A 7,590-nucleotide genomic window follows, 5' to 3' on the forward strand; every position below is an offset into this window, starting at 1 on the left:
ATATCAGACCCTGGTCCAGCAGGGCACGTTTGAGCCCGGTCTTCCGCTTCCGGAGCCGCTGGTAGAACAGGTCGAAGGAAAACGCCGGGTCCAGGGGGTCGCGTGCGATATGGGCGGCTTCCTCGGCGATCAGCGGCAGCGGTGACTCAGCAAGTCCACCCGGGCCGCCGTCGTCCGTGGGAACCATCGCTGTAACAAAAAGTCCCCCGAAAATGCGTTGGTCCACAAACCGCAGTTGCCCGGGCATCCCCTCACGGGGACTCAGGCGGAGCCGGACCTTCAGATGCTTCTCATCGGGGACGCCGGCATCCTGCATGAGCAGTTGGCCGCTCATACCCAGATGTGCCATGAGGGCGACGGCGGGACTGGTGTCAGCGGACACCTCGCCGTCGGCCGAAGCAGCAGCCGGGTGGGCGGCTGCTGAATCCGTCAAGGGGAGCCACAGGAATTTGCCGCGCCGCACGACGTCGGTGACCGTGGCACCCACGAGGTTGCCGGCAAAATCCTCCATGCCCAGGGCGTGGCGGCGGATGGACCGTGCGTCCAGGACGTCAACGGAGGTGATGGTCCGGCCGCGCACCCAGCTCACCAGGCCGCGGCGGACCACCTCCACTTCAGGCAGTTCAGGCATGGCAGGTTACGAGCCGGCGGCGGACTCCGGTGTTGCCCCGGCCTCCGCTGATCCAACGGTTCCGGAGAGAACCCGCCAGGCGTCTGCAGCGGCTTCCTGCTCGGCTTCCTTCTTGGAGTGGCCGGATCCTTTGCCGTACGCGGTGCCGCCAATATTAAGGACAGCCGTGAAGGTGCGGGCATGGTCCGGGCCGGCACCTTCCACTGCGTAGTAGATGGTCCCGAGCTGCCGGCTGGCCGCGAGTTCCTGGATGCTGGTCTTCCAGTCGGTGCCCGCGCCAAGCGCGGCTGCGTCCTTCAGGAGAGGGCCGACCAGCCGCATGACCAACTGGCGTGCCGTCTCAATATCGTTGGATACGTAGGTAGCGCCGATCAGCGCTTCCATGGTGTCCGCCAGGATGGAAGCCTTGTTCTTGCCTTCGGTCAGTTTTTCGCCCTGACCCAGGTAGATGTACTCCCCAATGCCGAGGCTTCGGCCGATGCCGGCGAGGGCCCGCGTGCTGACCACGGCAGACCGGCGTTTTGCCAGGTCGCCTTCGGGCAGGCTCGGGTTGTCCTTGTACAGGGCATCCGTCACCGAAAAACCCAGGATGGAGTCACCCAGGAACTCAAGCCGCTCGTTGGTGGGGATGCCGCCGTTTTCGTAGGCGTAGGAACGGTGTGTGAGAGCAAGACGAAGCGTCCCGGCGTCAATTGAGACACCGAGACGCTTCAGAAGCTCTTCAGTTGAAGACATCATCTCAGCCTAAGCGGCCGATTAGACGTCTGCGACCTTGCGTCCCTTGTACTCAAGGAACAGCGCAGTGCCAGCCGAGTCGGTAACGACCTTTGCCTGGTGCGGCAGGCTGTAGGTGACCTGGCCGTTCTCTACGGTCTTCACCAGGTGGGGGGCAGTTGCCTTCCACTGGGAGCGGCGGGCGCGGGTATTCGAGCGAGACATTTTCCGCTTGGGAACAGCCACGGCTAACTCATTTCTCTCTAGACAAACACGTACAAATCAATTTTGCCGGTCAGGCTTAGCCATATCAGCTAGGGCAGCCCAGCGAGGATCCAAGACCTCGTGGTGGTGCCCCGGCTCGTCTTCCAGGCGAATTCCGCATTCGGAACAGAGGCCCTGGCAGTCTTCCCGGCACACCGGCTGGAACGGCAGCATGGTTACAACTGCGTCCCGCAACACCGGTTCAAGATCGATTAGATCGTGCTCGACTCGACGTTGCTCTTCATCGTCTTCCTCATCCGAAAGCAGGACGCCTTCGTAGAAGAAAAGTTCTTGCACATTGACCTCAAGGTCATACGCAAGGGGATCCAGGCACCGGCCGCATTCACCCGTAACATGGGCGGCTGCGGTTCCTGATACCAGAATTCCTTCGTGTACGGCCTCAAGCCTCAAATCCAGCCCGATGTCCGAGCCTTCCTGAACGCCAATGAGTGCCACACCAAGATCACTTGGTGCGGGTACATGTTCTTTCAGTGTCCGCATGCTTCCCGGGCTGCGCCCGAGGTCCTTGACGTCGAACGCCAAGGGCGAACTAGCATCTCGTTTAATGAGAACTCCTGTTGAACATATGACCGACGTACCATCTTAGCCTGAAGAACCTTGGGGACTCAAACCAGGCGACGGACGGCCCGTCGAAAGTACCGCCACTAGCCTACCCTCTGGGCAGCTGTACAGATGCCGACTCGCCAGAGAGCATCCTCTTCTGAACCGAACGGGGCACGTAGTCGGACACACTGCCGCCCAGGCTGGCCACTTCCTTGATCAGGGTGGACGACAGATGAAGGTAGCGCGCCTCTGCGGGCAGGAATACCGTCTCCACACCGCTGAGCTGGCGGTTCATGGTGGCCATGGGCAGTTCGTAGTCGAAGTCGGAGGAGGAACGGAGGCCCTTCACAATCGCGGACACACCCCGCTGGTGGCAGTACTCAGCCAGCAGGCCCTCGCCCACCGGTTCAACCACAATTCCCTTGAGGGAAGCCAGGGTCTCCCTCGCCATGTCGATGCGGTCCCCCAGGCTGAACATGTACTTCTTCGCGTAGTTGGTGGACACGGCCACGATGACTTCATCGAAGAGGCCCGCAGCGCGGGCGATTACCTCGAGATGACCGTTGTGGATGGGGTCAAAGGATCCGGGGCAGACAGCGCGTCTCATGCACCGAACCTACCGCATCTCCAGCCCGGGATACCATGACTGGATGCATCCACCACGGGAACTTTCCCAGCCTGCGGCACCGGCTCCGTGGCAGCGTGCCGCGGCCGGCGCCAACCTCCTGGGCTCCGCCGGAGAGCTGGGCGTCACCATCTTCGAGGAGATGACCACCCTCGCGGCCCAGACCGGCGCCATCAACCTGGGGCAGGGCTTTCCGGACGAGGACGGGCCGGCGGAAATCAAGGCCGCAGCCATTGCCGCCATCGATGCCGGGGCCAACCAGTATGCTCCCGGCAAAGGCATTCTTGAGCTGCGCGAGGCTGTCGCAACACACCAGGACCGGTTCTATGGGCTGACTCCGGATCCGCAGACCGAGGTCCTTATCACTACGGGCGCCACCGAAGGCCTTGCGGCGGCCCTGCTCGCCTTTGTGGGCCCTGGCGACGAGGTCCTGACGTTCGAGCCGTTCTATGACTCGTACGGCGCCGTCATCGGACTCTCCGGTGCCACCCACGTCACGGCACCCCTCCTGGCGCCCGACTTTTTCCCGGACCTGGCTGCTCTCGAAGCGGCCTTTACGGACAGAACCAAGGTGGTGCTGCTGAATAACCCGCACAACCCCACCGGTGCTGTCTTTCCCCGCCAAGTCCTTCAGCGCGTCGTCGGGCTGGCCCAAAAGCATGACTGCCTCATCATCACCGATGAAGTGTATGAGCACCTCACCTTCGGTCCGGGTCATATTCCGGTGGCCACACTGCCCGGCGCCGCTGAACGGACCATCACCATTTCGTCAGCAGGAAAGACCTTCTCCTTCACCGGCTGGAAGATCGGCTGGCTGACGGGCCCGGAGCATCTGGTGGCCGCCGTCCGCACCGTGAAGCAGTTCCTGACCTACAGTTCGGGAACACCCTTCCAGGCAGCCATCGCCACGGGCCTGGCGCTGCCGGATGGCTTCTACCAGGGCATCGCCGCCACGCTTCGGAAGAAACGGGACATCCTCAGCGACGGCCTCCGCTCCGCCGGCTTCGATGTCTTCACCCCGCAAGGCACCTACTTCGTCAATGTGGACACTGCTCCCCTGGGCATCGGCGATTCCGTGGACCTGGCGCGCCGGATGCCCTCGCTGGTCGGAGTGGCCGCAATCCCCGTCCCTGTCTTTTGCCACCCGCAGGGTGCAGAACGCACCCGCAGCCTGCTCAGGTTCGCATTCTGCAAAAAAGTGGATGTCCTCGAAGAGGCTGCCGCGCGCTTGGCCACCCTCAGCGGAAAGCTCTGATGGCCGACGCCGGCAACCTCCGGGCCACCAGATTCCTGCGGACCACCGGACAGCACGCAGCCATTGAGCCGGACACCTTCACCGGCGGCGGCTACGTCATGAGCATTGGCGGTGCTGAGCAGTCGCACGTCAACCTCGCCCACCCCGAGGAGATCTTCTACGAATACCTGCGGCGGATCGCCCACCTGGTGGACCTCGCCGCGCCGGAGGGCCAGCCGGTGGCAGCGCTGCACCTTGGAGCCGGCGCGCTGACACTCGCCCGCTACATCCAGGCAACACGGCCGGGGTCGATCCAGTACGCGGTGGAGCTGGAACGGGAATTGCTCGACTTTGTCCTCCAGCAACTGCCCCTGCCCGAGGGTACGGACCTGCACACTGTCATCGGGGACGCCCGCGGTGCTTTGGCCGACGTGGGCGGTGGGCTTCAGTTCGACGTCGTCATCCTGGATATCTTCTCGGGTCCGGGGGCCCCGGAGCACATCGCCTGCACGGAGTTCTATCAGGAGGCCCGGGCACGGCTGGCACCGGAAGGCGTGCTGATCGTCAACGTCGGCGATGAGCCGGCCCTGACCCTGGTACGAAGCCAGGCGGCAGCCATGCGCCGGGCCATGACTGATGTGGCCGCCTTCGCCGAGTCCGGCATGTTCGCCGGCCGCTATCCCGGCAACGTCATCCTGGCAGGAACACAAAGTCCATGGCCTGCGGCCTGGACGGCCGAGTTGACCGCACGGGGTCCGCACCCCGCCCGGGTTCTCGCGGGTGTCGACCTGGACATGCTGGCAGGCTGAGACCCCGGCACGGCTAGGGCTGGCTCTGTTCCTGCCCGTCAATAACAAGGTCCGGCGGGATGGCATCCGGCACCGACGGCTCTGCGAACCACAGCCGGGTTTCGCCGTACTTCTTCTCCGCGAACCGTTCCAGGCGAGCCGGCCACCCGGGCTCGGGTGAGCGGGAGGACCGCTCCACCACCACCACCGCCGACGGGGTGAGGTGGTCAGCGAGTTTGGCCAGCACCGCCGACAAGGCGGGCTCGTCCAACGGATAGGGCGGATCCAGGAAGACCAGATCCCACGTTGCGGAACCGTCTGCGCGCTCGAGGAATGACTCCACCTTCGACCGGTGCACTGTCACGACCTTGTGCCCCAGGAGCCCGTTGACGAGGTCGGCGTTGCGTTGGCACACGGAGCTGGCCTTCGCATCGAATTCCACCAGGTCCACGGTGCCGGCTCCCCTGCTGCCGCTCTCCACGCCCAACGCACCGGAACCTGCGTAAAGGTCCAGGACCTTGGCACCCGCAATGATCCCGAAGGCGTCGAGCCGGGAAAACAGGGCCTCCTTGACACGGTCTGTGGTTGGCCTGGTCAGGGACCCGGGAACGTTCGCCAGGGGCGTTCCGCCGGCTGCACCCGCGATGATCCGGCTCATGGCTGCCTGCTATCCGCGTTCAAGGAACGCCTCCTTCTCAGGGTTGAGATACTCGTCAATGGCCGCAGCGAGCAGAGGATGCTGCGCCAGCGACGGGTCGTTGCCGACGATTTCCTGCGCGTCCGTCCTGGCACGGGCAATAACGTCCTCGTGCTCGAGCACCCGCAGCAACTTCAGCGTGGAGCGGCCACCAGACTGCGACGCCCCCAGGATGTCGCCTTCGCGCCTGAGCTTGAGGTCTTCCTGGGACAGCGCGAAACCGTCGGTGGTGGCAGCCACGGCGTCCAGCCTGCGGCGGCTGGGGTGCCCGGGTTCGAGGCTGGTAACCAGCAGGCAGGTTCCGGCCAACCCGCCGCGGCCTACCCGGCCACGGAGCTGGTGGAGCTGGGAAATACCGAAACGGTCCGCATCGAGGATGACCATGAGGGTGGCGTTGTGGACGTCAACTCCGACTTCAATGACTGTGGTGGAGACCAGGAGCTTGGTCCGGTTGGCGGTGAAGTCAGCCATCGCCGCCGATTTCACGGCGGGGTCCTGGCGTCCGTGCAGGGGCGCCAGCGGCACCCCGGCCAGGGCCGGTTCCTGTTGGAGATGTTCGACGACGGCCGTCACCGAGGCGAGCTCGCGGGCGCTGCTCCCGCCCTCCAGGTCAGCCGCCGAAGGTTCGGCTTCACCGGGACTGAAGTCGCCGTCGTCGTCCGTTCCAATCCTGGGGCACACCACAAACACCTGGTGGCCGGCGGCGATCTCTTCGCGGGACCGCGTCCAGATGCGGTCCGCCCAGCCGGGGTTTTCCGCCAGGCCCACCACATGGGTGGTGATCGGTGCCCTGCCGGCGGGAAGTTCGTCCAGCACTGAGGTTTCAAGGTCCCCGAAGACTGTCATGGCAACGGTCCGGGGAATCGGGGTTGCTGTCATGACCAGGAGGTGCGGCGGCTTGCTGGCCTTTGACCTCAGCACATCGCGCTGTTCCACGCCGAACCGGTGCTGTTCGTCCACCACGATCAGTCCAAGGTCGTAGAAAGAGACGTTTTCGCTCAGCAGTGCGTGCGTCCCGATCACGATCCCGGCCGCACCGGAGGCTGCATCGAGCAGGGCGCGTTTGCGGGCCGCCGTGGGCAGGGAGCCTGTGAGCAGGCTGACCTGGACGGCGTCCCCGGCCAGGCCGGCGAGCAAGCTGTCCCCAGACAGCATAGGGTCCCGGGACAGGGCCCCCAGGGTCCGGCGGATGGAATCGAAGTGCTGGGCAGCCAGAACCTCTGTGGGCGCCAGCAACGCTGCCTGTCCCCCCGCGTCCACCACCTGCAGCATGGCCCGCAGCGCCACGATGGTCTTGCCGGAGCCGACTTCGCCTTGCAACAGCCTGTTCATGGGGCTGTCCTGCGCCAGTTCGGCCGCGAGGGTCTTGCCCACAGCTGCCTGTCCGGCGGTGAGCGTAAAAGGAAGCTGCTGATCGAACGCCGCCAGCAGGCCTCCGGTGACAGGGCGGCGGGCGGTGGCTTCCTCGGCCGCGAGCTGCGCACGGCGCCGGGCCAGCGCCGCCTGCAGGACCAAGGCCTCCTGGTACCGCAGACGGTCCTGGGCCTGCCTCCAGTCGGCATGTGACTCCGGCCTATGGATGAGCCGGTAGGCCTGGGCCACCGGCAGGAACTTCTCCCGGCGGACCACCGACTCTGGCAGCGGATCCGGCACGTCGTCCAGGTCCAGGGTCTCCAACAGGGTGGCAATGACTTTCTGGATGGACCAGCTGGTGAGTTTGCTGGTGGCCGGATACACCGGAACGGGCATGGCAGCCAGCTTCTCGGGATCCATGCCCGGCATGTCCGGGTCCTCGTCCAAAAGGTTGAAATCCGGGTTGGTCAGGCTCAGTGAGGAGCCATACTGCGTGACCTTGCCGGAGAACATGACGCGCCGGCCGGGCAGGAGCTCCGCTTTTGCCCGGAAGCCGTTAAAGAAGGTGACCTTGAGCGTGCCGTGCCCACTGCCGGGTCCCACGGCGGACAGCCTGGGGCGCCCATGGGAGGCGGCGTCGTCAGTGATGACGACGTCGGTGATGGAACCACGGCGGGTATGCATCTTGCGGGTGCTGTTGGAGAGGACGCGGGCAATAAG

The 7,590-nt window shown here is 64.8% G+C and carries 9 protein-coding genes; 2 read left to right on the forward strand and 7 right to left on the reverse strand.

Translation table 11 applies throughout. The features are described from left to right. The 5 genes from DBR22_RS10485 to coaD form a co-directional block, all read right to left on the reverse strand. Positions 1–631: DNA-formamidopyrimidine glycosylase family protein (locus tag DBR22_RS10485; RefSeq protein WP_308810201.1), on the reverse strand; the 631-nt coding region annotated here is incomplete at its 3' end. A gap of 6 nt (positions 632–637) precedes the next feature. After that, a complete protein-coding gene (rnc, locus tag DBR22_RS10490) occupies positions 638–1,366 on the reverse strand; it encodes a ribonuclease III (RefSeq protein ID WP_108598968.1) in 729 nt (242 codons plus the stop codon). A gap of 21 nt (positions 1,367–1,387) precedes the next feature. Further along, positions 1,388–1,591 (reverse strand): 50S ribosomal protein L32, encoded by a 204-nt coding sequence (gene rpmF / locus DBR22_RS10495; protein WP_009356569.1) that lies wholly within the window; start codon positions 1,589–1,591, stop codon positions 1,388–1,390. 36 nt (positions 1,592–1,627) lie between these two features. Continuing rightward, on the reverse strand, positions 1,628–2,152 hold the full coding sequence (locus tag DBR22_RS10500; protein ID WP_108598969.1) for a YceD family protein: 525 nt from the start codon (positions 2,150–2,152) through the stop codon (positions 1,628–1,630). Positions 2,153–2,279: 127 nt separating this feature from the next. Next, entirely contained in the window at positions 2,280–2,780 is a 501-nt protein-coding gene (gene coaD, locus DBR22_RS10505; protein WP_108598970.1) for a pantetheine-phosphate adenylyltransferase, read from the reverse strand. 43 nt (positions 2,781–2,823) lie between these two features. Between coaD and DBR22_RS10510 the strand changes: the two genes are divergently transcribed. Both DBR22_RS10510 and DBR22_RS10515 read left to right on the forward strand, forming a co-directional pair. Then, on the forward strand, positions 2,824–4,053 hold the full coding sequence (locus tag DBR22_RS10510; RefSeq protein WP_258229138.1) for an aminotransferase class I/II-fold pyridoxal phosphate-dependent enzyme: 1,230 nt from the start codon (positions 2,824–2,826) through the stop codon (positions 4,051–4,053). Beyond that, positions 4,053–4,841 carry a spermidine synthase gene (locus DBR22_RS10515; RefSeq protein WP_181365123.1) on the forward strand — a complete coding sequence of 263 codons (789 nt, stop codon included), beginning with the start codon at positions 4,053–4,055 and terminating at the stop codon, positions 4,839–4,841. Before DBR22_RS10510 ends, DBR22_RS10515 begins: the two co-directional genes overlap by 1 nt. A gap of 13 nt (positions 4,842–4,854) precedes the next feature. On the opposite strand, the gene rsmD is transcribed toward DBR22_RS10515, so the two are convergent. Continuing rightward, positions 4,855–5,478, reverse strand: coding sequence for a 16S rRNA (guanine(966)-N(2))-methyltransferase RsmD (gene rsmD, locus DBR22_RS10520; protein WP_108598972.1), 624 nt, complete (start codon positions 5,476–5,478; stop codon positions 4,855–4,857). Between the two features lie 9 nt (positions 5,479–5,487). After that, positions 5,488–7,590 (reverse strand): ATP-dependent DNA helicase RecG (locus DBR22_RS10525; protein WP_108598974.1); only part of this gene is annotated, 2,103 nt, incomplete at its 5' end.

This window comes from Arthrobacter sp. HMWF013, assembly GCF_003061105.1.
Classification (GTDB): domain Bacteria; phylum Actinomycetota; class Actinomycetes; order Actinomycetales; family Micrococcaceae; genus Arthrobacter.

What these genes read in the sequence shown, in the direction of transcription:
- rnc (WP_108598968.1), bottom strand. Translation starts at nt 1,366, where the DNA reads ATGTCTTCAACTGAAGAGCTTCTGAAGCGTCTCGGTGTCTCAATTGAC.
- coaD (WP_108598970.1), bottom strand. Translation starts at nt 2,780, where the DNA reads ATGAGACGCGCTGTCTGCCCCGGATCCTTTGACCCCATCCACAACGGT.
- DBR22_RS10510 (WP_258229138.1), top strand. Translation starts at nt 2,824, where the DNA reads ATGCATCCACCACGGGAACTTTCCCAGCCTGCGGCACCGGCTCCGTGG.
- DBR22_RS10515 (WP_181365123.1), top strand. Translation starts at nt 4,053, where the DNA reads ATGGCCGACGCCGGCAACCTCCGGGCCACCAGATTCCTGCGGACCACC.
- rsmD (WP_108598972.1), bottom strand. Translation starts at nt 5,478, where the DNA reads ATGAGCCGGATCATCGCGGGTGCAGCCGGCGGAACGCCCCTGGCGAAC.